The 21,224-nt window shown below is 55.1% G+C and carries 20 protein-coding genes; 2 read left to right on the top strand and 18 right to left on the bottom strand.

What is annotated here, in order from left to right:
• Positions 1–84: 84 nt before the first annotated feature.
• The 8 genes from M1136_02120 to M1136_02085 form a co-directional block, all read right to left on the bottom strand.
• On the bottom strand, positions 85–858 hold the full coding sequence (locus M1136_02120) for a creatininase family protein (protein ID MCL5074434.1): 774 nt from the start codon (positions 856–858) through the stop codon (positions 85–87).
• Between the two features lie 177 nt (positions 859–1,035).
• On the bottom strand, positions 1,036–1,887 hold the full coding sequence (locus M1136_02115) for an energy-coupling factor transporter transmembrane protein EcfT (GenBank protein MCL5074433.1): 852 nt from the start codon (positions 1,885–1,887) through the stop codon (positions 1,036–1,038).
• A 97-nt stretch (positions 1,888–1,984) separates the two neighbouring features.
• Positions 1,985–2,851 (bottom strand): energy-coupling factor ABC transporter ATP-binding protein, encoded by an 867-nt coding sequence (locus M1136_02110; protein ID MCL5074432.1) that lies wholly within the window; start codon positions 2,849–2,851, stop codon positions 1,985–1,987.
• A gap of 7 nt (positions 2,852–2,858) precedes the next feature.
• On the bottom strand, positions 2,859–3,731 hold the full coding sequence (locus M1136_02105; protein MCL5074431.1) for an ATP-binding cassette domain-containing protein: 873 nt from the start codon (positions 3,729–3,731) through the stop codon (positions 2,859–2,861).
• Between the two features lie 114 nt (positions 3,732–3,845).
• Positions 3,846–4,589: a hypothetical protein gene (locus M1136_02100; protein MCL5074430.1), complete on the bottom strand. Its 744-nt coding sequence runs from the start codon at positions 4,587–4,589 to the stop codon at positions 3,846–3,848.
• A gap of 1 nt (position 4,590) precedes the next feature.
• Entirely contained in the window at positions 4,591–4,878 is a 288-nt protein-coding gene (locus tag M1136_02095; GenBank protein MCL5074429.1) for a hypothetical protein, read from the bottom strand.
• Between the two features lie 240 nt (positions 4,879–5,118).
• The gene (locus tag M1136_02090) at positions 5,119–6,378 is read right to left on the bottom strand and encodes an amidohydrolase family protein (protein MCL5074428.1); all 1,260 of its coding nucleotides are present in this window, start codon (positions 6,376–6,378) and stop codon (positions 5,119–5,121) included.
• Between the two features lie 71 nt (positions 6,379–6,449).
• The gene (locus M1136_02085; GenBank protein ID MCL5074427.1) at positions 6,450–7,001 is read right to left on the bottom strand and encodes an XRE family transcriptional regulator; all 552 of its coding nucleotides are present in this window, start codon (positions 6,999–7,001) and stop codon (positions 6,450–6,452) included.
• A gap of 175 nt (positions 7,002–7,176) precedes the next feature.
• Between M1136_02085 and M1136_02080 the strand changes: the two genes are divergently transcribed.
• Complete coding sequence (locus M1136_02080; protein MCL5074426.1) at positions 7,177–8,568, top strand: monomethylamine:corrinoid methyltransferase; 1,392 nt, start codon at positions 7,177–7,179, stop codon at positions 8,566–8,568.
• 9 nt (positions 8,569–8,577) lie between these two features.
• The gene (locus tag M1136_02075; GenBank protein MCL5074425.1) at positions 8,578–9,264 is read left to right on the top strand and encodes a corrinoid protein; all 687 of its coding nucleotides are present in this window, start codon (positions 8,578–8,580) and stop codon (positions 9,262–9,264) included.
• A 45-nt stretch (positions 9,265–9,309) separates the two neighbouring features.
• Here the strand turns inward: M1136_02075 and M1136_02070 are convergent, their stop codons facing one another.
• The 10 genes from M1136_02070 to M1136_02025 form a co-directional block, all read right to left on the bottom strand.
• Positions 9,310–10,149, bottom strand: a complete 840-nt coding sequence (locus tag M1136_02070) for an ABC transporter ATP-binding protein (protein ID MCL5074424.1) — start codon at positions 10,147–10,149, stop codon at positions 9,310–9,312.
• Between the two features lie 49 nt (positions 10,150–10,198).
• The gene (locus tag M1136_02065) at positions 10,199–11,002 is read right to left on the bottom strand and encodes an ABC transporter permease (protein MCL5074423.1); all 804 of its coding nucleotides are present in this window, start codon (positions 11,000–11,002) and stop codon (positions 10,199–10,201) included.
• A 122-nt stretch (positions 11,003–11,124) separates the two neighbouring features.
• Entirely contained in the window at positions 11,125–11,889 is a 765-nt protein-coding gene (locus M1136_02060; GenBank protein ID MCL5074422.1) for an alpha/beta hydrolase, read from the bottom strand.
• Positions 11,890–12,181: 292 nt separating this feature from the next.
• Positions 12,182–12,874 (bottom strand): flavodoxin family protein, encoded by a 693-nt coding sequence (locus M1136_02055; protein ID MCL5074421.1) that lies wholly within the window; start codon positions 12,872–12,874, stop codon positions 12,182–12,184.
• 15 nt (positions 12,875–12,889) lie between these two features.
• Positions 12,890–13,972, bottom strand: coding sequence for a 4Fe-4S binding protein (locus tag M1136_02050; GenBank protein MCL5074420.1), 1,083 nt, complete (start codon positions 13,970–13,972; stop codon positions 12,890–12,892).
• 5 nt (positions 13,973–13,977) lie between these two features.
• On the bottom strand, positions 13,978–15,291 hold the full coding sequence (locus M1136_02045; GenBank protein ID MCL5074419.1) for an amidohydrolase: 1,314 nt from the start codon (positions 15,289–15,291) through the stop codon (positions 13,978–13,980).
• 18 nt (positions 15,292–15,309) lie between these two features.
• A complete protein-coding gene (locus tag M1136_02040; protein ID MCL5074418.1) occupies positions 15,310–16,860 on the bottom strand; it encodes an FAD-dependent oxidoreductase in 1,551 nt (516 codons plus the stop codon).
• Between the two features lie 14 nt (positions 16,861–16,874).
• The gene (locus M1136_02035) at positions 16,875–18,803 is read right to left on the bottom strand and encodes an aldehyde ferredoxin oxidoreductase family protein (GenBank protein ID MCL5074417.1); all 1,929 of its coding nucleotides are present in this window, start codon (positions 18,801–18,803) and stop codon (positions 16,875–16,877) included.
• 4 nt (positions 18,804–18,807) lie between these two features.
• Positions 18,808–19,287, bottom strand: a complete 480-nt coding sequence (locus M1136_02030; GenBank protein MCL5074416.1) for a 4Fe-4S dicluster domain-containing protein — start codon at positions 19,285–19,287, stop codon at positions 18,808–18,810.
• A 44-nt stretch (positions 19,288–19,331) separates the two neighbouring features.
• Positions 19,332–21,200: an aldehyde ferredoxin oxidoreductase family protein gene (locus M1136_02025; GenBank protein ID MCL5074415.1), complete on the bottom strand. Its 1,869-nt coding sequence runs from the start codon at positions 21,198–21,200 to the stop codon at positions 19,332–19,334.
• Positions 21,201–21,224: the final 24 nt, after the last annotated feature.

Below are 21,224 nucleotides of genomic sequence, written 5' to 3'. Positions count from 1 at the left end.
CTAACCACCCTCCTGAGCGTCAAGATTATAGCATCCCTTGGGGAATAGGCGGTATTTTTTGAGCCTTAAGCGATCCCAAATCGGCTACCACGTCGCTATCTCGTGTACACCGTCTCGGATCATTTCGATAAGGCATTTCAATAGCTTCTCCCCCTTCTCGCTAGTCGCTTTGGTTGGTTCTCCCAGGATGCCTGTCTCAGAAACATCCGCTGAGGACCAGCCATAGCAGATGGGCCCCACAAGGGTAACCTTCTTCTTGTCGGCAAACTTTGTGGGGGTGGAGTCTTGCATCGAATCGTAGCGGACCAGTTCTGGATTGATCTTCATCATTATCGAGGTTTCAATCTCCCCGGCGTGAATGTCAATATCGCAGCGGGACTCCTGAGTTATTGGGGGGATTGGGCTGGAAGCCAGCAATCTCCAAACGTCAATAACGAAGATGTGTAGGCCATACCGGCGGCGCAGATCGTAACTGACGGCTTTTAGGATATCGGTGTTCCCACCATGAGCGTTCAACAACACTATCTTCTTAAATCCATGGGCGGCAAGGCTGGAGCAGAGATCCTCCATTACCTTCAGTAAGGTTCCAGGCCGGAGCGAGATAGTGCCAGGGAAATCCATGTGTTCGGGACTCTGCCCGATTGGGATGGTGGGGAGAACAATGAAGGACAACTCCTTGTCTAGGTTCTCGCATATTCCTTCAACGATAGCATTGGCCAACATCGTATCAGTACCCAGGGGCAGATGGTGGCCATGTTGTTCGAGCGACCCAATAGGGATGAAAGCGATGGTCGCCGCTTTATCCATTGCAGCAATCTCTTTCCAGGTGAGCTCAGAGAGAAGCCTTCTCTTGGCCATCTTTTGTTCCTCCATAATTGATAGAACAATACGATCGCGTTCTATCCAACACACTGGTTGGGCCGGGTGAGCGCAAGGCCGCATTGGGCTGTACAGGTATAGCGCCATTTTGGCATGGAGGCGCAGGCGTCTGCCCCAATGCTCCCTGTCGATCCTGTGCCTATTTGACGTTTTTGTCTAGAGACCGGCGTAGCCGGCGAGGCGCAGATAAATGGCCACAACTATCAAGAGGACAAACAGCAATATGGCCACTGTGTCCTCCCTTTTCCAGACTATCTCATAAAGGGAGGTGCGGTTGGTCGCCTGGGCAAAGCCCCGACACTCTAACACCATCTCCAGCTGCTCGGAGTTACGGAAGGCACCCAGGATCACCGGCACGGCCAGAGGGGCGTAGGCGGTCACCTTCTTGACCAAACCGGCCTTCTCTACCTCCAGGCCACGCAGCTTTTGGGCGTTTAAGATAGTGTTGGTCTGAGCCAGGAGCACGGGAATGAAGCGAAAGGTAGTAAGGACGATATAGGCGATGCGCCACGGAACCCCCATCGATTCCAGGGCCAACGTTAGGTCTTGCACCTGTGTGGTCATCGTGATCAACGGCATTATCGTGAGAACAGCGCCCAATCGGAAGCCGAGGCTGATGCCGAAGATAACCCCTTCCCGCACGAGTATGCCTCCTCGGTGTGGGTCCCACGATTCACCAATGATGCGCGCGATGGGCCCTACCCGCGACCACGAGGGGAAGAGATCGATCAGAACAGTGCGCTGCGCTCCTTGCCAAAAGAGTCCTTGTATCAGGACAATAAAGATCATGAAGGCTATTAGGGCGATGAATAGATTGCGAACGAAATCCATCGGCGCCTTTATCCAGATCCAGATGGCCAGGACGGCCAGGAATAAACCGAGCAACAGGAATGCGTTATCGAACAGGAAGGCCAGGATCAGGACAACCGCGGCCATAGCCAGCTTCGTCCGAGGGTCCAGACGATGCACCGCCGTATTACCGGGAACATATTGCACTAATACAGGCATGTAGTGAACCTCCCAATATAATGTGTTGATCTGTCTGCGAACAAGAACCAGGGCCTCTCTATCTGGCCCTCGGTATGGATTCTACACTGTCCTCGCTTTATTGGTGACCCCCTCCCTGGCTGTGCAATTGATTCAGCGCCGCTACCATCTGAGGGACAGTCAAAATATTCTTCGGAAAGGTGGGATAGATGCTATTCAACAAGCTGGCCAACCTGGTTACTTGTGGTGGCTCGATATAGCTCCGGTGCAACGTCTCTGCATCCAGGAAGACATTAGATACCTCTCCTTCAGCGAGAATCTCTCCCTCGTAGAGGACGACCACATATTTACAGAATTCGGTAACTAAACGCATATTGTGGGTGATAATGATAATCGTCTTCCCCTGCCTGTGCAGGCTGGCGCAGGTCTCCAGAATCTCATAACTGCCCCGCAGGTCCTGTCCGGTCGTGGGTTCGTCCAGGATAATGGTATTTGGCCCCATAGCCAAGATTGAGCCTATAGCTACCTTTTGGCGATCTCCCCAGCTAAGCGAAAGGGGATGGCGTTTACGCAAATGGAGGATGCCCAGTTCCTCCAGGCTCTTCTCTACGGCCTCCTTAATCCTTTCTGGGGGGTAGTCCAGATTATTGGGTCCGTAGGCCACCTCACTCTCCACTGTATCAGAAAATATCTGGTCATCGGCATTCTGGAATACGTAGCCTACTTGCTTGGCCAGGTCCACGATGGCGGCCTTCTTCGTATCGATGCCGTTAACTACGACCTGTCCACTTGTCGGTCTTAGCAGTCCCACGAAATGCTTGGCCAGAGTCGTCTTGCCCGAACCATTTTGGCCGATGAAAGCGAAGAAGTCATTCTCTCGTATCTGTAGACTTACGTTTTTGAGGGCTTGAAAGCCGTTAGGGTAGGTATACGAAAGGTTTCTTACATCTATAGTAACCGGCCGTTCGGTCATTTCCGTCCGCATCGTTATCTTAACCTCCTATGATTGACGCCAGATGCTGGCACATCGTTTGCTCATCGATGGGGAAGGGCGAGAACTCTCGTTGCCATTCCCTCCCCAGTATGGTGGCTAGTTCAGCTACCTGTGGTGTAGGGATGCCCCGTTCTTTCAGATCATCGACGTATCTGAACACTTCGGCCGGCGTACCTTCCATAATCTTTTTGCCCTGATCAAGGATGATGAGGCGATGGGCATATTGAGCCAAAAGATCAGCCTTATGTTCCATAATTAGGATGGTGATACCCTCTTCTTCGTTGATGCTCTTTAGTGCTTGAAAGACCATATCTGAACCGATCGGGTCTAACTGTGAAGTAGGCTCATCCAGGACGATCAGTTTCGGTTCCAGGGCCAAAGCAGTGGCAATGCATACAGCCTGTTTCTGTCCACCGGAGAGCTGGTCAGGGGTATGTTTTTCATAACCCTCCAGCCTGACCGTTTTTAAGGCCTGGCTGATGCGGCGACGGATCTCCTCACGAGGGACGCCGCGGTTCTCCAGGGGAAAAGCAACCTCCAGTTCTACATTGATTGATATGAGTTGCAAATCTGGTTGCTGGAACAGGATACCTACCCCGCGACCAATTATATCTGCTACCGAGGCTTCCTTAGTATTGAGCCCAAAGACGAGAATATCACCAGTAAGGCGGGCATCGGTATGATGGGGAATAATACCAACGGTGGACAAGGCTAAGGTGCTTTTCCCGGCCCCATTTGACCCCATAACGCCTACGAACTCGCCTTGTCGTACCGTGAAGGAAACATCGTCGAGGGCCAGGGTTGACGTAGTATTACCCTGATAAGTAACGCTGAGGTTCCTCACTTCTAAAGCTATTTGCTCTTCGACCATCAGTTCTCCTTAAAATTTATTCACTCTCTCCAAAAGTTAAGGCTTCTGAATAGGCATAGCGAAGACCAGGGTCACAAGGGGCATGCCCCTTGTGACCCTGGTCTTCAAGGATAGTTACCAGATACCCTGCGCGGGCCTTCTGGCCCCCATCTGACGCAATCCAGTGATAACGCCCAGTCCGACGACCATCGCTACCAGGTCGAGCACCGCCCGCTCACCCGGTGTGATGATGAAGATCAAGGCGTTCAGTACATCCTGCGGCAGACGGAAGAGATAGATGTCTCCCACCGTAGCGCTGATAAAGTGCCCTGACTGCGAGCCGATCCAGGAGATGTAGCCCACTGCTACAGCGATGCCCAGTCTGTTCTCCGACTGCAATAGGCGCAGGGCCTTCTCGTTCAGCGCCGGGAAGAGCAGCAGGACAGCCGGCACGAAGTAGCGCCATGGGTACAGATACACCTTTGGGTCAGGGTAGTGCAGAATCATGGCATAAGAGATGACCCACCACAGCCCCCCAGCGAACATTATTGCTGCAGCTACGTAATATTGCCGAATGACGATGAGCCCGGCGACGATGGCCGGAAGGGTCACAACGGCGATGGTGAACGGTCCGAGGAAAGCTGTGTGAGGGGCGATCATGATGCCAATCACGCTACCGATGAGGACAGCTAGACCCCCTGCCCACGGCCCAAGCAGAATACCAACCAGGCTATCGATGGCCAGGCTTAAGGGGAAGCTTAAGCCGGGGCCAAGTACGACTGAGAAAGGAATCAACTGGAAGGCCGCTGTCACCGCGGCTAACAGGGCGATATAGGAAACCGGAGCGCCGAAGATCCCAGCCCTTCTTGCTTCTGCCATTTTAAGCACCTCCCGTCCTCGGCCTGGCAGCCAAGGCCACAAGTACTAAGGCTATTCCACAGATAGCGAACATGGCGATAGCGCTCCACAGAGGGAGGGTGATGTCCATTACGCCTATGGGGATGGTGGTCATCGGAAAACTAACCTTCCCGCCGGGCATCCCCACCTGAGGAGCCAACTCGCCTGCCTTAAGCGGACCCCCAATCGCCTGGGGGGCGATCAGGTAGACCAAGGCGATGATGATAAGGATCACACCAATGATTAACGATACAAGTCTACCGGTTGTCATCACGCCTCCACTCCTTTCTCTTCTTTGGCGAAGATGATGTAGAGCACCAGAGCTACCAACAAGAGGAAGTCGTACATTGCAATACCTCCTTACTTTGGGAATATTCCCCAGCTAACATGCGACAGCACTAAGGTCGATCCGCAGCCTTCCTGGCCAGGGAACTTTGGCTTGTCAACCTCCTTTCTTGTCGCCTTGTGGCTGCCCCTGGCTGGCCCACCTGCCCGGGGCAGCCTTTACCTTCTAAATCGCAAAGGGAATCTCGTAGACATTGAAACCAGGGTGTGGTGGGCCGAACAGATAATCGTTGATGTTGGAGATGGCCATCTCCACCCCATTCACCTTGATGTTGCGGAGGGTGGGACGCCCATCACGTCCCTTTATGGATATGATTCTACCGTCTACCATCACCATGGCCACACCGGGGGTGTCACCAGCCTGTATCGCTTCCAGGGCATCTTTCCCCACTGACCCAGGTGGGCAGTCGATGGCCAGCAGGTCTGCCTCCCGTCCAACCTCTACCTTACCCCTGTTCAAGTGATAAAGATCAGCCGTGTTGCCGGTAGCCATAGCGATAACCTTATCGGCCGGGATTTCATCGAGGGACGAGATGAAGACGATCGTCCTGGTGATGGCATTGGGGATCGCTCCTTGACCAGTGGGACAATCGGTGCCAAGGACGATGCGGTGCAGCTCTCCTCTCTCCTGGCACCTCTTCACGATTCTATGCATCATCTTGTGGTTGCCGTTGTGAATCATCTCCAGGGGAATCTCGGTCTCATCGATCAACCTTCGCGTCAACTCCCACGGCGCAGCTGTTGAGCCCCCATTGGCGTGAGCGATCTTGTCCGGGCCAACCTCGATGATCTCCTCCGCCGAAACCGTCGATGAGCCGGGTATTGAGCGGGCTCCGAAGTGCATGGAGACGATCATCTCGTACTTCTTGGCCCATTGCACCATCGGCTTGACGTCCTCCGGTCTCCACAAACCACCGCCGCCGATCTCGGCGACCAGCCAGACACCAGCCTCGGCCATCTCCTTGAAATCCTCCTCGGTCAAACCGTTCACCAGAACGACGGCCCCACCGTGCATTTTCAACGCTCCACCCGGCCGGTAGCGATCGAAGACTCTCCTGGCCAGTATGGCCGTCGCCTTGACCCCCACCGCATCATCGAAGAAGCGAGGGAAACCGGGACCCTGTTCTCCCTCAGAGATGATGGTCGTGGTTCCTAGCCAAAGGGCGTTCTCCATCCAGCCGATTTCGTTCTGCATCGGAGCCCAGTCGTCCAGGGTATTGTGGACGTGAGCGTCGATAAGGCCCGGACAGATGGTCATCCCGTTGACATCGATGACCCTATCAGCGTTTCGAACATCTATATCCCGTTCTGTACCGATCTTTTCGATTACCCCATCCTTGATCAGAATGGTCGTCGCTTCGGAAAGACTGTTCAAGACGTCTCCGGTGACCAGTTTGCCTATGTTAGTCACCACTACATAGCCCATAATTTGGGGAGCCTCCTCAAAGTAGATTTAGGAACTTCCTCAAAGCGATCAATAAAAAAGCCTGCACCTTATCAGAAGGTAGCAGGCGTATTAGTGACGAATATGCTGGCCGACTCATCACCGACGTTCTCCCAGTAGTGCGAGAGGAGAGAGCGGTAGTAGATTATATCTCCCTCCTCTAAATCATAATACCGCTTATCGTTGAGCCAGATACGCACCGAACCGGATAGGACGAAAGTAAACTCCTCGCCCGGATGGGAACCAGCCTTCCCAGAGTTAGAATGAGGTGGTAGATCGATGATCGCCGCCTCCAGGTCCAACTTATCCTTGACAAACAACAGGGTCTCCGTGGCGTGGCCATCACAAGAGTACACTCTGCGCTCGCCTTTTCGCACTATGCTTACGTCCAAATCCTCGCTACCAGCGAAGAAGTTGATGATTGGTACATCTAGAGCGATGGCTATATCCTGCAAGTTTGAGAGGTTAAGATTTATCTTTCCATTCTCGATTTGGCTTAGGTACGAGGGAGAGAGTTTGACCCGTTGTCCCAACTGTTGCAGGGTCAGCCCCTTGGCTTTACGCAGAGCCCTGATTTGCTGTCCGATATCCATGTATTCAGCCATAGATTTTACCTATGATGAAATTTAGCCTCATAATTTTGCTATTACTAAATATTTTATACCACACAAAGGGCTATTTGTCAAGTATATTTCGATTGACAATGTGGCTGGTATGGTGTTAGATTAAGCGGGCTAATCCTATCGATCCCCAAAATTCCTCAAAAGGAGCAAAGAAAAGATGTCGCTTTATGCCCTGTTGAACACCCTTGATCGTGCTCATAATGGGCCTGTCTGTACCGTGAAGGATTGGGACGCAAGGGTAATACCCACTAAGGTGTCTGAGAAGCTAAAGAAATATGGCTTGCTTAAGACTTGTGACCGTGACAACCCCATAAACACTGATGACGCCCTGGCTAATGAGTTCTTCAAGGCTGGATTCGAATTGGCTGTTGATGTGGGGATGCTCTGCCAGGAGACGGAAAGGGTAATCAAGATCAGCGAAGAGGAGTTGCGGGAGGGCATTGAATATGCTCCAGCGACGCTTGTTGTGGGACAGGGACTGGACCGCGTCCTGATAAAACACAGGCGTCCCGAGGACGCTACGAAGCCGGTATTCACAGCACCCCTGGGCATCGTTGTCTCCGAGGAGATATGGGTTCCCCTCATGCAGGGCATCGCTCAGCAACGGGAGATCGATATATTTCAGGGAGGATCCTTGGCCACCGTCTGGGGAAGGCCGGTCCTCGGTGGTACCCCCTATGAGACATTAGTAGGTCGGGTAGAGGCCCAAATGAACCGGGAGGCGCTGTGGAGGGCTGGGCGGCCCGGTATGCCCACAACCGCCGTCATCTCCAGCACTACCGTCTTCGGACAACTGGGAGGCTACGGCATACCTGGAGGGTACGATCCAGCCAAGGATATTGCCCTGGTCCTTGCCCCGGCGGAGCTGAAGGTTACCTATGCCTCATTGCATAAGGCTGTCCACGCCCACAGCTGCGGTGGGGTGATCCGGGCAGCTTCACCATCCATGATTGGGGGTTATGCCGGACCCCCGGAGGGGGCGGCCATTGCGGCCATCGCCTATACGATGCTGCAATACGCCGTTTATCACAATCATTATGGCGGGGGCAGCGTCTACGATGTCCGTTATTTGGGTAATTGTGGCCGAGAGGGACAGTGGGCTATCGGCCTAGTCAATCAGGCTCTCAGCCGAAATACTCACCTGCTTACTGATCCAATCACAGAGCAGGTGGCTGGTCCATGTACAGAAATGATCCTCTACGAATCGGCTGTGGGGATGATGAACCTCTCAGTCTCTGGGGCCAGCGGCTCGGTGGGGCCACGGTCGGCCGGTGGCAAGTATGCCGATCACCTCACCCCCCTTGAATCCAAATTCTGTGCTGAGGTATTCAAGGCCTGCGCCGGGATGAAACGTGCGCAGGCTAACGAGATAGCTAAAGTACTGATACCCAAGTATGAGGCCAGGCTCAAAGAGCCACCGAAGGGCCAGAGCTTTAGGGATTGTTATGACCTGAATACCTTGGAGCCAACCACCGAGTGGCTTGATCTTTACTTAAGGGTAAAGAGGGAGCTCAGCGAACTGGGCATACCGCTGACCCATTCATTTTAAGGAGGAGCATTGGATAAGCAGGATATTCTGGATAGGCTAACCAAGGCTATGGTTGAGGGTGATGAGGCGGAGGCACGGCGAGCCTCTGAGGAAGCCATTGTGGCTGGGATAGACCCCCTGGAGGCTGTCAAAGAGGGTGGTGCGAAAGGCATGCAGATAATTGGAGAGAGGTTTCAGAATGGAGAGGCCTTCTTGCCAGAGCTGATTCTGGCTGCCGAGGCGATGAAGGCCAGCCTGGCCGTCCTGGTGCCCAAGATCAGCGCCGAGCGCAAGGGAGAGGTGTCTCTCGGTAGGGTGGTGATTGGCACCGTCTCTGGTGACCTCCATGATATCGGCAAAAACTTGGTTGGCGCAATCCTCTCTGCCCACGGCTTTGAGGTCTACGATCTGGGTGTAGATGTCCCTTCGCGCAAGTTCATCGAGAAAGCGGAGGAAGTGAAGGCCGATTTCATCGGATTGTCTTCCCTTATGTCCACTTCTGCTTACTACCAGAAGGATGTCATTAAGTACCTGGTGGATATGGGATTACGCCAGAAGTATTATGTAGTAGTGGGGGGAGGACCGGTTACCGCTGAGTGGGCGACAGAGATCGGAGCCGATGGCTACGCCCGTTCAGCTGCTGAGGCCCCGCCCGTCTTCAAAAGGCTGGTAGAGGGCACCGTCCAGCCGCCATTACCCCGTCCCATTGTCGCTTAATTAAGATTTTCTAGGCTGACTGCGCTGGGGAAGAGATCAGGCCGCTTAGTGCCTGGTGCTTGGTGCGCGGTGCTCGGTGAGGATACCGTATGATTGGAAGAGGTCCCTGATGGCCACAGTATATTTGCCAAATTCAGGCATTTCCCGCACCGCGAGATGGCGAGGGCGAGGCAGATCGATCTCAAAGATCTGAGCGATACGCCCCGGTCGCGGTGTCATCACGACAACCCGGTCGGCCAGGAAGACAGCCTCATCGATGCTGTGCGTAACGAAGAGTACTGTTTTGGCTGTCTCCTGCCAGATCTGCTGTAGGTCCAGGATCAGCTGCTCTCGGGTTAGGGCATCAAGGGCCCCAAATGGCTCATCCATGAGTAGAAGAGAGGGATCATGGATCAAGGCTCGGCAGATAGAGACCCGCTGCCTCATACCCCCGGATAGCTCGAAAGGATATTTATGCTCGAATCCGCTCAGTCCGACCGAGTGAAGTAACTCCATCGCCCGTTGGCGATATACAGCCCTCTCCATCCTGCGGATTTCGATCTGAAGCATAATATTATCGATAACCTTACGCCAGTCGAGAAGCACGTGATTTTGGAAGACGATCCCAATATCTGTCTGTGGCTTCTCCACGGGGAGATTGTTAATCAGAACAGTCCCCTTAGACTTTGAAATGAGGCCGGCCACGATCATCAGAAGGGTGCTCTTGCCACAGCCGCTGGGGCCCAGGAGGGCCAGGAATTCGCCACCTTTAATGTTGAAGCTGACATCGTCCAGGGCGTGGACGGTGCCCTCCCGCGTCCCATAAAATTTGGAGACACCCTGTATCTCCACGGCTGTAGCCTTTCGAACGGCTGCCTTGGTCGCTGTGGAGATACTCTCAGTCATCGCTGCTGATTGTGCTGTTTCTCCCATCTCTTCTCCTGTGTTGTCCTCCTCACATAGTAGCGGCCGGCACCTCGATACGTTGGGACACGTGCCACGGGAGGACGGCCTTCTCCAAAATATCGATTATCTCGAACAATATGATGCCGACAAGGGCTAAGATAGCGATGGTAGCAAAGACCATAACGGTATCCAGGTAGCCATTGGCTACGACAAGAACGTAGCCTAAACCGGCATCGGCCCCGACAAACTCGCCCACTATCGCCCCAACCACGGCCAAAGTGATGGCCACCTTAAGCCCGGCGAAAATGTTTGGCAGAGCATTTGGGAAACGGATCTTAAAGAAGGTTTCCAAGGGGTTGGCCCCCATAGAACGCACTAGGTAGAGCATCTCCGGTTCCACGGAGCGTAGACCAACAACGGTATCGATGACTATGGGGAAGAAGGCGATGAGGAAGGCGACGAGGATCTTGGGGAGGATACCAAAACCGAACCAAATGATAAAGAGGGGGGCCACGGCTACCTTTGGTACAGTTTGGAAGGAGACAAGCACCGGGTAAATCGTCCTTTCGAGGGGGCGGGAATACACGATGATGACCGCGGTCGGTATCCCTACGGCGATGCTCAGAGCGAAGCCCAGCAAGATCTCGCGTATCGAAACAAGGGTATGCCTGAACAAATATCCTCCTTCGGTGATCACCCTGACCACGATTCGGCTAGGGGCCGGTAGGAGGTACTCGGGAACCCCAAAAACCATCACGCCGATCTGCCAAATGACCAGTATACCGACCATCGCCCAGACCGGGTAGGATAGATTGACTATCTGGCTGCCCACTGCTCTGCCTTTGATGGCCATCGCCTAACCTCCCAATGCGGCTATCACTTTTTCTTCAGCAGCTCGCCACCCGGCGAGGCGCTGCCCAACCAATCTGCGGACCTGAACTACGGTCAGGATTATAACAGTACTTCAATTTATAGTCAAACTGTCAGGGCCTCTTTGAGCCAATCGACGGCCAAAGCGATGACTTTCTGTTCGTTGGCGGGCTGAATAAAGGCATGATCTGATGTATCCAGGAGCACTAATCTCTTCGGCTCCTTAGCCCGTTTGTACAGATTTTTGGCCAGTTGGGCCGGCATCAGGAAATCATTGACCGCGTGTACCAGGTACAATGGGGTGGGGGAGAGTTGTTCAACGACGGTCAACGGGTTGAGTGGCAACAGGCTTCGCAAACTTGGCCAGAAATGCGTGTAAAATCCCTTGGCCTGATGGCGGTTCTGGAAGCGTAGCTGCTCGATGCCGAGCCGCCGAATAGGCCGCCGAATGAGATTATACCAGGCCTCTATGTCGCCGATGGCCCGCCATCCTACGATGGCCTTCACTCGGCGATCGTGCACCCCCACCCAAATGGCTGGTATCACCCCGAAGGATAACCCCAACAGGGCTACTGGCATCTCTGGCGCTACCTCCTGGTAAAGCAAGTTAAGCGCTGCGGCGAGGTCTGCCGGCATCGCTGCCAGATCGAGCTCCCCTTGACTACGACCATAGCCCCGAAAGTTGAAGGTGAGCGAGGTAAACCCCTGTTGGGCGAAGGCTTCAGCCCGCCTGGCAGTGCCGTAATCTATACCCTTGACACCATGCAGAAGGATGATAGCAATGTGCTGATCCTGCTCCTGGTTGGGCCGAAACAAGCGGCCCTCTAGATTGAAACCTTCGCTATTGATCCAGAACTGTTGTATTTTCACTATTGTGCCCTCATCCCCCTGTCCCCCTTCTCCCGTCCTCCGAAGGAGGACGGGAGAAGGGGGAGTATGGGCTAGGGCGTCCGCCGAAGGCGGATAGAATCCTCCCAGAAGGGGTGCTCCCCTTCTGGACTACCCCAAACTCCGGCGGGAGAAGGGGGAAAGAGATTAAGGGCAGAGCCCGTAACCCTGTAGGGGCGTGGTCTCCACGCCCCTCTACACACCCTATCCGGTGTGGTGTCAGGTGGTTAAGACCTACCCTCATCTCACACAGCGAGAGCCAAAAGAGTATAGTTTATACGTTGTAGTCCTCAACGACCGGTTGTTGTTCAAGGGGTAACGGTTCACCCAGCTGGGATTGCAGCTCCTCTACAGACAGTTTGCCCAATTTCACTATGCGGGCTATCTCGGCCACGCGCCGCCCCAGGCCAAGTACGGTGGCCATACCGACCTCGTCTTCCTGCGCTCCTGTCTTACGGTTGTCTCTAGACCAGATGGTGCCTCCGGCGTATCCTCCGAAGGCGCCGCCCACGGCGATGACCTGGCGAGCGTAATAGAAATTGAGTATAGTCAGCAGGGCTGTTTCCTGGCCACCGTGGCGGGTGCCCCCCACGGCGATGGCTCCACCCACCTTGTTCTTCCAAGCGCCGGGATAGATGAAGCGTGCTGCCCTTGTGCGATTGAGCAAAGCCTGGAGCTGGGCCGTGGTATTCATGTTGTAAACAGGCGACCCGATAATAAAGCCATCAGCCTCTGCCACCAGCTCGTACACTTCATCCATATCATCCCTGATGATGCACGTCGTTCTATGGCGGCGACAGTGATCGCAATGGTTGCAATAGGCTATCTTCTTGCCTCGCACCGTGTAGAATTCGGTCACTATGCCGGGTACCTCTGCAGCCGCTCGCAGCGCCTCCTGGACGGCATACTCGGTAGCTCCTTTGCGCGGGCTACCGGCTATGCCCAGTATTTTGATTACAGTAGTCATCGTCTTCTCTCCTGACTAAGGGACGATGGTGAGCGCTTTTGGAGCGCAGATCGAGACGCAATAGCCGCAAAAGCGGCAGGTGTTTTCGTCAAGCGACATCTGATAGTTGACTAAATGGCGTGACCTGTAAGGGCATAGGGTGACGCAGAGTTGGCAATCGGTGCACTTCTCCTTGTCATAGGTGAAATTGAGTCTGGTTACCGACTCTTTCTCAATGAGGTAGGGCAGGGAAGCGCCTGAAACCTCAGCGATGGAGGCATAACCCAACTCATCAAGCAACCGCCCCAGTCCGCTGGTGAGCTTCTGGAAGACGCTGAGTCCACGCGTGAGTGGGGCCGTGCAAACCCCTATCGCCTTTGCGCCGGCCAGAAACATCTCTACGGCATCTTCAGGCGTGCTCACGCCACCGACGCCGACGATATCGACCCTGTTAGCCATAGCTGTCTGAGCAACGATGGCCAGGGCGATCGGTTTAATGGGTGGTCCAGAGAGCCAACCCAAGCCATAGCTGCCCCCCAAAATGGGCTTTCTCGTTCGAATGTCCAGGCGTAACACCGGTCCGACGGAGTCGATGGCCGTTATGCCGTTGGCTCCTTCAGCGATGCAACCAGCCACAACGTTGGCCAGATTTCTCCAGTTAGGGCTGAGCTTGGCCAGAAGGGGGATATGCACTCGCCGCCGTGCCTGCGTTACCATGGACACCAGCTGGTCCTCCTCATAAGAGACGAGCTCAATCATGTCTGATCCCGCGCCGGCTATGGCCTCTACCAACTCGATGACCTCTCTTACTGTATGTCCTAGGCTGGCAATGACTATGCCCCCGCTCTGTTTAGCACGGGGAATCTCCTTCTCAATCCACTCGCGGGGGCCCAGGTCAGCCCACTTCTCGCAGTTCAGAAGCCCACTCGGTGTCAGACGTACCATGTGCGGCGTAGGATTGATGGCTGCTTCGCGGCGGATAGTTTTCGTGACTACGGCTCCTGCTCCAGCCTCCAAAGCCCGTGCCAGCGCCTCCCCTGAGTAGGAGAGTGGACCTGAAGAAAGGATGAAGGGATTGGGCAGGGTAATTCCACAGAGGGTCGTCTCTAGGCTAGCCATTCGAATCACCCCCACAGCCTTGTGGCGGCCTGCTGGGCCTCAGCCTTAACTTTGCTCTCATCCAGCGTGAGTACCTCCTTATTCTTCATCAGAAACTGTCCATCCACGATGACCGTATCAATGTCAGTCGGATGGCGATAAAGGACGACCTGGTCCATCAGATTAAAGTCGGTGAGCGGTGTATCACAGTCGCCGTCAATCAGAATCACATCAGCCAGATGGCCGGCTTCTAAGGTGCCAACACTCGACAATCCTACGGCCCGTGCTCCCCACTCTGTGGCCATACGCAGTATGGCTGTCGAAGGCATGGCCAAAGTATCCTGTCTGGCCGCTTTGTGAATCAGGAAGGCGCCACGCATCACCTCAAAGAAGTTATTGATATAACCATCACTGCCCAAACCAACGGTGATGTTCCTGGTCAGCAGATCGGGGACGGGTGAGATACCACCACCGACCTCGCAGTTGCTCAATGGCATGTGGGAGACCCTCACTCCTTGCTGCTCCAAAATAGCTATTTCCTCCGGCCGAACCTGTACGCACTGCGAGGCGAGCACATCCGGCCCAAGAAAGCCTAGCTGTTCGTATAGCTTCACTGGCCACACACCATACTTCTCCATACAATATTGGGGTTCGTAGGAGCTCTCGGAAAGGTGCATATGAATGTCGGACCCCAGTTCCGTGGCCAGGGATTTGGCCTTCTGAATGAAGGGGGGACTGCAGGTGAAGGTGGTATGCAGGCACATCATGCCGCTGATGCATCCTGTGCGGGGGTGCTCCTGGATAAAGCGGGCATTCTCCTCAAGTCCCAGCTGGCCATTCTCCGCGCCCATTCGCTCCGTGGCCTCGAAGGATAGGACGGCCCGCAATCCAGACTGGGCAACCACTTCTGCCTCTACCTCCAGGGCCCCCGGGATGGCCCGCGGTGCCTCCAGGATGTCACAGAAGGTGGTGATGCCGCTTCGGATCATGGTGAGGCAGGCCAGGGCTGTCGCCGAACGAATCAGATCATGATCGAGGCGGTCCTCCACCTGTGGCCACCAGAAGTCCTGCAGAAAGGCATAGAAACCGCGGGGAGGGACACGAATGGGGATGCCGTGGGAGAGTAGCCCATACAGATGCATATGGGAGTTGACGAAGCCGGGGAGGATGATCTTATCACTTGCGTCTAGAAAGTCCAATGCTGGATAGGATTGGCGCAGCTCAGCATTGGGTCCCAGGGCGACGATGGTGTTGCCCTCAATAGTCAGCCCCCATCCCTTTTTGGGTCCCTCCATGACCGAGGGGAGCAGGTACCCTCCCAGTATGGTCAGTCTTGACATAAGCTTACTTCTCTGACCTCACTTACCAATCAGGGGCAGTTTAGCCAGGGTATGAGAGTAAGTCAGCTTGCGGCTAGGCAGGTAAGTGGCCATACCGTCCAGCATCCTCCTCTCTTGAATCAGATGGTGGAATATTCCTGCATCGCTGACATCGCCCACCAGCTGCACCCCCACAATGTAGTTATCTTGAGTCACGATCTTGCGGTAACGCTGGGATGTGTTCACCCAGATATGTTCAATATAGCCATCCCCTTGGGGGCGACTGATCCCCAGCGAAGCCACTGGCACCTTGAAGAAAGAACCGATGTTCAGGGCTGTAGTGCCGGATTTAACGAGAGACTCCCCGCTCATGTTCGCCCCGGCCGTCTGACCCTGCTGCGTGGCGTTAAGCCACATTGCGTTCACTCGATACTCGCGGTAGGCTACGTCGTAGGCCTCAGTGGCATCACCGGCCGCATAGATGTCAGGTACACTTGTTTGACAGCGCTCATCCACGATGATACCACGCCTGACCTTTATATCAGTGCCCTGCACAAAATCAATATTGGGTTTGACCCCTTTCCCCATGACCACTAGCTGACAGGGGAGGCGCTGTCCATCGTTGAGCACGACACTCTCTACTCTCCCTGGCCCACATATTTTGATGACGTCCCTACGGGTCAGAATCCTTACACCCAGTTCCTCCATACGCTTCTCTACAATCCGGGCTGGCTCTCGGTCGAGCATTTGGGAGAGGACCTGCCCGGAGCTGACGACGACCGTCACCCTTAAGCCTCTGGAGAGGAGGGCCTCAGCTGTCTTCAGCCCAACCAGTCCGCCGCCGACAACCACGGCCGAGGTGGCCTTCTCCACCCATCTGGCTACCTTGCGAGCGTCAGCCAAGGTCCACATCGTCGAGACGCCGTCTAAGTTCACGCCGGGGATGTTGGGGAGAATGGGCGAAGCACCGCTGGCGATAAGCAATTTATTGTAGGTGAGCGTCTGACCATCGGCCAGATGGATGCTCTTTTGTCGCGGCTCTACCTTCAATACTGTCTTGTCCTCGCCCTGGAGGATGGTGGCTTCCATTTGCTCATAGAACTCGTGGGGACGGACAAGCATATCCTCCACAGTGACCTTGCCAGCCACGTAATCGGGGGTGAATATGCGGGAATAGGGGGGCTCCGCTTCTCTGGAGATGACGGTTATCCTCGCCCGCCCTTCGCGCTGGCGGATGGCTTCCAAAGCACTTAGGCCAGCGGCACTGCTGCCAACGATCACGTAATCTTTCCCGCCGGCACCGCCAGCGATGGCCGGGAAGAGGAGGAGTTCGGCGCCATCGCTGATCTCGGTGTCCAGGTCTGCCTCATGTATGGCTTTGCTATCGAGGAAGATACGGGCGTACGGGCTGAGCTCCGCCTCCTCCGTGAGCAGCAGTTGGCGAAGGCGGGGACCATATCTGTCGCAAATCTCTATCAGGACCTGCCTGAGCCTCGTCATCCGGGGAAAAGTGAGAACCTCACTCCTTTTTCCTGTTGCGTCCCTGATTATATTGTGATACTTAAGGGTGACGTTTATCGCCTGCTCCACAGAGGGTCCTTCTCTTAGGGATTACGGCGGCTGGCCCGTTCGGCTACCGCGATCCTGTCGATTGCTTCCTCCAAGCCGAGTTCGCGCAGCTTCTGCGGGGTAGGGAAGCCTGTCGTCTTATCCCAGCGTCGCAATTCGTAATACTCCTCGAGCATTGGTTGGAGATTGACCACGTGCCCTTTGGCGTGTCCGGAGGGGGAGAGTTCTTTAAGAAATCTTTCTGGGAGGGTATCATCCTTGCGCGATATGCCGTGCATAATGTTGTAACAGCGCTGGAGATTGTAGATGCGTTCCCCGATCGTTTTCAGCTTGGGAACATCCATGTCCATGCCGGTGGCGTATTGAATCGCCTTGGCCATCTCTGTCCAGTAGACCTCGGCCAGGACGAAGGTGCCTCCCGACTTACATAATCCAGAAGAGTCAACGACTGCTCCGAAGTCTTCGCCATCCTTCACTAGCATCGCCTTATGCTTGTTGGAAAGGGGATCGATCAGGTCGGGCATATACTCATCGCCGTAGCGGCGCACAGCCTCAGAGGGATAACCGGTCTCGTCAATGGTGGGGAAACCTTTGAGATGGTCTGCTCCTCGGCTCGAGGTCACATGGGCGAGCCCCATGGATTGCTGAGCCCGACCATCCTGGCCAGCAATCTCTTGTCCCTTAACGTGCATTACATAGCGCTCTGCGCCCCTACCGATGCGCCGCGCCGCTCGTAGTGTTCCTTCTGCCAGGAGGTCGCCGAATCCTTCTCGTTTGGCGATCTTCTTTAGTAATATGGGGATAACCTCATAGTTGCCCCAGGTGAGATCCAGGCCATCGGTCTCCTCTTTGGTTAAGATTCCCTTCTCGTAAAGTTCCATAGCAAAAGAGATGGCTCGCCCGGCAGAGATGGTGTCCAAGCCCAGCTCGTCACATAAGACATTGTCTTGCAGGATAGAGGGAAGGTTATTGTTCCAAACGGCGGCCCCGAAGGCATCTAAAGTCTCATATTCCAGGCTACGTACAGTCGTGCCGGCGAATTCTGTTCCCTCGGGGGCGCGGTAGATCTTGTCGCAGCCCACAGGACAATTGAAGCAGCCGAGCTCTCGCACGAAGTAGTGTTCACGCAACTCCTCGGCGCTGATATCATCGGCGTAGAGGAAGCTGCCCATTTGGAAGTTTTTCGTGGGGAAGCGTCCCATGGGATTCATCAAGGTAACTAGGCCAGGTGTCCCATAGCGGGAGACAGGACCGTAGAATTCGTTGACGCGTATCCGTCGGTGACAATCTGTGGCCACATCATAGAAATTGATTGGATCAGCGATCTCCACGTTTCCGCAGCCGCGTACGGCTACGGCCTTCAGGTTCTTCGAACCCATCACCGCGCCGACACCGGTGCGGGCCGCTGTTCTTAACTCAGGGAAGTTGATGCTGGCAAAGCGCACAAGATTCTCGCCAGCCGGGCCCATAGAGGCCACCTTTATCTCACGGTCACCATGTCGCTGCTGGATCAGCCTGGCTGTCTCTGTGTTCCCCTTACCCCAGAGATGTTCCGCTGGCAGTAGCTCCGCCTGTCCATCTTCGATGTAGAGATAGAGCGGGCTTTTGGCGCGTCCCTCAAAAACGAGGAGATCATAGCCAGCGAACTTCAGTTCGGGGGCAAAGAAGCCACCTGCGTTGGCATCGCCGTAAATGCCTGTGAGGGGAGACTTGGCGATAACCTCTATACGTGAGCTGTTCGGCATCAACGTGCCACAGAGGACGCCCGTGGCGATGATGAGCCTATTCTCAGGGGAGAGAGGATCGACCTCTGGAGGCACCTCGTCCCAGAGGATCTTGGTACCGAAGCCATTTCCTCCCAGATACAGTTCGGCCCGTTCCTCTTCCAACTCGCAGCTGTGAATGGTACCCTCTGTCAGATTGATGCGGAGGTATTTTCCGGCGTATCCCTTATAAGGAAACATACAGCTACCTCCCTTCCACCAGCTCCAGCAGGGCGGCCAGCTTTCCTACCCCTTCCCTGCGCAGGCGCAATCCAACCTTCACCTCTTTTTCGTAAGACAGCGCCTTGGGGGCACACCATTTGACGCACTCCGGATCGCCCTGGCAAAGGTCGCATTTTATCGGCAAACTCCTGTCCCCATCCCACCAGATACCTCCGAAGGGGCAGGCCAGGATGCACATCTTGCAACCGAGACACCTGGCGGTGTTTATCTCCATCGCCCCTGTTTGGGCGTTGCGGGCGATGGCCTGGACAGGGCAGGCCTCAGCGCAAAGGGGTCGGGTACATTGCTGGCAGGTGAAGGGAATGAAGATGCCCTCGTCCTCCCATTTGAGAACCGAGATGCGCGCTTTGGCTGGATTGATCGCTTTTTCTTTAATGAAAGAGCAGAAGACCTCGCAGGCTCGGCACCCGGTACATTTGCCTGGGTCTATAGCCAGATACATCGAAATACCTCCTCAGACGCATATATTATTCAGAAAGGTGTGCCTCAGGCAAGGCCAAGTTGTTTCAGTTTTTGCGGGGTTGGGATACCGGAGTCATCCCAACCCCGCAAGGTGTAATACTCCTGTAACATTTTAGCGATGTCGATAAGATGGGGTTTCCCAGCGGTCTCTTTGGGCTTGGCCATAAGTCCGGCGACTCCCTCTCCAGTGTACTCGTAGAGCTGGAGTGGCTCCTCCGTGAATCGCTTGGGTAGGATGTCGTCTCGCCGAGAGAGCCCATGTCTGACGTTAAACATCCTTTCCAGATTGACGATACGCTCGCCGGCTGTTAGCAGCTCCTCAGTGGTGAAGAGGGGACCCAACTCGCTCAGTCCGCTAGCGATATCCTCAGGGAAGACGGCGTAGGTCTCCGGCCCGGAGAACTTGCAGATCCCTACCGAATCGGCCACAGCGCAGAAGTGCTCTGAAAAGACTACCAGATTGGCCTTGTACTGTTCGGAGGTCACCTCCATCAACTCAGGCAAGAGGTCGGGGAACAGCTTTCTGGCCACATCGTGCATGCCAGCGATATCAACCGTGGGCAGGGCATAGAGGTGGTCGGCTCCTCTATTAGAGGTGGCATGTCCCAAGCCGAAGGCCTTGGCTATGCGTGGCTCCTGGCGGGGCAGCTCCACCCCCTTCACCTGCATAGCAAAGCGCTCTGCCCCTTGACCTATCCGCTCAGCGGCTCGCTTGGTCCCCTCAGCCAGGATATCACCCAACCCCTCCCTGGCACCAATCTGACGGACTAGTCCGATGACTGTGTGGGGGTCTCCCCATTCCAGGGATAGATTCTCATCGTTCAATAGTCCCTGTTCATGGCACTCCATAGCGAAGGCGATGACCACACCGGTGGAGATGGTATCCAGCCCCAGCTGATTGCAGAGAAGGTTGGCATACATCACCGCCTCGATATCCTCTAGCCAGCACATAGGGCCAAGGGCATCGGTGGTCTCGTATTCCGGCCCTTCCAGCTCGCAGGCGTATGGCCCTGCCTCTATTTTGGACACCCTCCCACACTTTATAGGACAGGCGAAGCAGCCCTTGTTGGTCACGGTATAGCGGGCGATAGCTGCGGCGTCTATGCGATCCACAAAGGGCACCTGAGCCTGTTGGTGGTTCTTAGCCGGCAGGTCGCCAACGATATTCTTGGGCCGAATCAGCAGGACTGTGCCCCACTTGCGTAGCCCCTCGGCGCCGGCATTCTGGGCTACCTTCCGATGGGCCTCTTTAACGGCGGTCTGGAAGGCGGCCGAATATGTTCCTGGCCCACCTTTTCCGCGCGCCACCACGGCCTTGAGCCTTTTCGAACCCATCACCGCGCCCATACCAGTACGTGCCGCTGCCCGATGATAGTCGTTGATTATAGCGGCGATGCGCACTAATCTCTCCCCGGCCGGGCCGATAGAGGCCACCCGTGATTCCGGATGACGTTCACGCAAGATGGATTCTGTTTCCGTAGTCGTCTTTCCCCAAAGATCGTTCGCCGGCCGAATTTCGACGTGCTGGTCGTCAACCAGAAGATAGACAGGTTTTGGGGAGCTACTGCTGATCACCAGGGCATCAAAGCCGGCCTTCCGTAGCTGGGGACCGAAAAAGCCACCGGAGTTGGCGTAACCGTAGGCATCGGTGAGAGGGGACTTGGCCGTCACCGTATAACGGGCCGCAGTTGGCCAGGGTGTACCGGTGAGCGGTCCGCTGGAAAAAATGAGCAAGTTCTCTGCATCAAAAGGTCCTACGCGGGCGGTCACCTGGTCAGACAGGAGCTTAGCGGCGTAACCTCGTCCACCGATGAATTGCTGCAAGAGGCTCTCGTCCGTTGGGGTGACCTCGATCCGCCCGTTGGACAAGTCGACAAATGCTGTCAGCGCCATAGTCCCCTCCTTATACGCCCCAAA

This window comes from Chloroflexota bacterium (assembly GCA_023475225.1).
Taxonomy (GTDB): Bacteria; Chloroflexota; UBA6077; order FW602-bin22; family JAMCVK01; genus JAMCVK01.
This window is presented reverse-complemented; position numbering and strand designations above follow the sequence as displayed.

Bases quoted from the DNA above. Each gene is read 5' to 3' on its own strand.
- M1136_02120 (MCL5074434.1), bottom strand. From the start codon at position 858: ATGGCCAAGAGAAGGCTTCTCTCTGAGCTCACCTGGAAAGAGATTGCT.
- M1136_02115 (MCL5074433.1), bottom strand. From the start codon at position 1,887: ATGCCTGTATTAGTGCAATATGTTCCCGGTAATACGGCGGTGCATCGT.
- M1136_02110 (MCL5074432.1), bottom strand. From the start codon at position 2,851: ATGCGGACGGAAATGACCGAACGGCCGGTTACTATAGATGTAAGAAAC.
- M1136_02105 (MCL5074431.1), bottom strand. From the start codon at position 3,731: ATGGTCGAAGAGCAAATAGCTTTAGAAGTGAGGAACCTCAGCGTTACT.
- M1136_02100 (MCL5074430.1), bottom strand. From the start codon at position 4,589: ATGGCAGAAGCAAGAAGGGCTGGGATCTTCGGCGCTCCGGTTTCCTAT.
- M1136_02095 (MCL5074429.1), bottom strand. From the start codon at position 4,878: ATGACAACCGGTAGACTTGTATCGTTAATCATTGGTGTGATCCTTATC.
- M1136_02090 (MCL5074428.1), bottom strand. From the start codon at position 6,378: ATGGGCTATGTAGTGGTGACTAACATAGGCAAACTGGTCACCGGAGAC.
- M1136_02085 (MCL5074427.1), bottom strand. From the start codon at position 7,001: ATGGCTGAATACATGGATATCGGACAGCAAATCAGGGCTCTGCGTAAA.
- M1136_02080 (MCL5074426.1), top strand. From the start codon at position 7,177: ATGTCGCTTTATGCCCTGTTGAACACCCTTGATCGTGCTCATAATGGG.
- M1136_02070 (MCL5074424.1), bottom strand. From the start codon at position 10,149: ATGACTGAGAGTATCTCCACAGCGACCAAGGCAGCCGTTCGAAAGGCT.
- M1136_02065 (MCL5074423.1), bottom strand. From the start codon at position 11,002: ATGGCCATCAAAGGCAGAGCAGTGGGCAGCCAGATAGTCAATCTATCC.
- M1136_02055 (MCL5074421.1), bottom strand. From the start codon at position 12,874: ATGACTACTGTAATCAAAATACTGGGCATAGCCGGTAGCCCGCGCAAA.
- M1136_02050 (MCL5074420.1), bottom strand. From the start codon at position 13,972: ATGGCTAGCCTAGAGACGACCCTCTGTGGAATTACCCTGCCCAATCCC.
- M1136_02045 (MCL5074419.1), bottom strand. From the start codon at position 15,291: ATGTCAAGACTGACCATACTGGGAGGGTACCTGCTCCCCTCGGTCATG.
- M1136_02035 (MCL5074417.1), bottom strand. From the start codon at position 18,803: ATGTTTCCTTATAAGGGATACGCCGGAAAATACCTCCGCATCAATCTG.
- M1136_02030 (MCL5074416.1), bottom strand. From the start codon at position 19,287: ATGTATCTGGCTATAGACCCAGGCAAATGTACCGGGTGCCGAGCCTGC.
- M1136_02025 (MCL5074415.1), bottom strand. From the start codon at position 21,200: ATGGCGCTGACAGCATTTGTCGACTTGTCCAACGGGCGGATCGAGGTC.